Source organism: Azonexus sp. (genome assembly GCF_036170495.1).
Classification (GTDB): Bacteria; Pseudomonadota; Gammaproteobacteria; order Burkholderiales; family Rhodocyclaceae; genus Azonexus.
Genome location: NZ_JAVHPH010000354.1, coordinates 1 through 2194, shown reverse-complemented (window position 1 = coordinate 2194; position 2194 = coordinate 1). Strand labels below are relative to the sequence as shown.

Genomic DNA, 2194 nt, shown 5'->3' with positions numbered 1-2194 from the left:
TTCAACCGGTCAGCCTTAGCTTATCCGACTGTCCAAAAAAACGTGACCGCCGCACAACATATAACACCGAGCCACCAGTAATTAGTGACACTTGTATTGATGTCCTTAAGGCTGGCTATAAGGTTTTTGAAAATAAATAATGTCAAATTGGTTGCGATAATTATGGAGCCAATTCCAATTATTTGAGAAGATATTTCTTCTAAAGCATCGTTTGTTACATTATTTGTTTTTGTTTTACAAAATTTAGATTTTGCATAGCCAACTATTTTTGCCATCAAGTAGTAAATAACACAGCCTATTGCCAGTCCAATAAAAAGCTTGATATCGAAGTATTTTGTTATTTCGAATAGTAGCTTTGTATCAAGACTGTGCGTTATTTCCATTTTATTGGCAATAAATCCAACTACTGGAAATGAAAGTGCGACCCAGAGCCAAAATATAAAGTTAGAAAATATCTTCCCAATGCCTGTGTTTGTTTCAATATCTATTTTTTCGCAAAAGCTCATGGTGTAAAAATAATTAAGTTGATGGTTGGAATAAATGATCGATTGTTAATTTATTTTGTGTGATTATATTCCAAATTAATGTTTTTTGCTCTATACCAGCTTCAAAAATTGATATATTGCGATAGCAACAGGCCCAGAAGGCGTACAGCCTTCCTGAAGTATGAGGGCGTAGACCTTGGAAAAATGGCTATGGAGCGTGCTAGAGTTCACTGGTAGCACTTGTGGTAACGAGATTTTTCGAGAAATTTCATTAACAAGCTACCAACCAATTGAATTTTAAGGTTTTTGTCGAGTGGTATGATTTCTCCCGTCCACTCCGCCAGTTTTATAAAATCCCCGTGAGTCAATGACTTATGGGGATTTTTGTTTTGGGCTGCGGCAAACCGGGTAGCAAAAGCCGCCCCGGATATTGATGGCCAGCAGCGCGGCGAGGAGCAGGGCTGCGCCGAGGTTGTGGGCGACGGCGACGGCCAGCGGCAGGCCGAGCAGGACATTGGCCAGGCCGAGGCCGATTTGGGCCGTCAGCAGGATGGCCAGCAATCCCCCCCAGACTTGCCAGCGACGTTGGCCGGTTTTGAGCAGGGCAACGGCCAGCAGTGTGCCGATCAGCGTGACGACAAGGGCGCCAATGCGGTGGCTCCAGTGGATCGCCGTGAGGGCGGTCAGCGGTAACACTTGGCCGTCGACTGTCTGGCCGAGTTGGCGGTGCAGGCTGAAGGCGTGGGCGAAATCCATCTTCGGCTGCCATTCGCCCTGGCAGGTCGGAAAGTCCGGGCAGGCGAGCGCCGCGTAGTTGCTGCTGACCCAGCCGCCGAGGGCGATCTGGATGACGATTGCCAGCAATGCTGTGAATGCGAGCCTGCGTGTACCGGGACCCATGTCGTTGTCCGGCCTTGTCTGACGTCCGGCGATGGCCAGGCCAACGAGGATGGATAGCGTGGTCATGCCGCCGATCAGGTGCAGGGTGACGATGACGGGTTTGAGCAATAGCGTCACGGTCCACATGCCGAGCGCCGCCTGCAGTCCAACGATGGCGAGGAGCGCCGTGGGCAGGGCGGGCGACTGCTGGCGGCGGTATTCCTGGCGCCAGGCGAGGATGGTCAGGGTCAGGATGAGCAGGCCCAGGCTGCCGGCCAGGTAGCGGTGGAGCATTTCCTTCCACGCCTTGCCGGTGTCGACCGGCCGTTCCGGGAAGGCCTGCACCGCTGCCTGCTGTTCGTGGGCCGCTTCGGGAACGCCCAGCCAGTGGCCGTAGCAGCCGGGCCAGTCGGGGCAGCCGAGGCCGGCGTCGGAGAGGCGGACGTAGGCGCCGAGGGCGATGACGGCGAAGGCGAGCAGGGTGGCGACGAGCAACAGGCGGCGGTAGAGGTGCATCGGCGGATCAGAACAGGCGGTCGATGAAGAGGGCGGCGAAGAGCAGGGTCAGGTAGAGGATGGAGTAGCGGAAAGTGCGGCGGGCAAGGGCGTCGCTGTAGTTGCGGCAGAGGGCGATGGCGTAGCCGAGGAAGACAAGGTCGAGCAGGCAGATGGCGAGCAGGTAGAACGTGCCGCTCATGCCGAGCGACACCGGGATCAGGCTGGCCGCCGCGAGCATCACGGTGTACCAGAGGATGTGCTGGCAGGTGAAGGTGATGCCGTGGGTGACCGGCAGCATGGGCAGGCCGGAGCGGGCGTAGTCGTCGCGCCGG

The 2194-nt window shown here is 54.8% G+C and carries 3 protein-coding genes; all 3 read right to left on the bottom strand.

What is annotated here, in order from left to right; genetic code table 11:
• Positions 1-20: 20 nt before the first annotated feature.
• Entirely contained in the window at positions 21-506 is a 486-nt protein-coding gene (locus ADADOO_RS13085) for a hypothetical protein (RefSeq protein WP_511277945.1), read from the bottom strand.
• A gap of 351 nt (positions 507-857) precedes the next feature.
• Positions 858-1880, bottom strand: a complete 1023-nt coding sequence (locus tag ADADOO_RS13080) for a COX15/CtaA family protein (protein WP_511277944.1) — start codon at positions 1878-1880, stop codon at positions 858-860.
• Positions 1881-1887: 7 nt separating this feature from the next.
• Positions 1888-2194 (bottom strand): UbiA family prenyltransferase (locus ADADOO_RS13075; protein ID WP_511277943.1); only part of this gene is annotated, 307 nt, incomplete at its 5' end.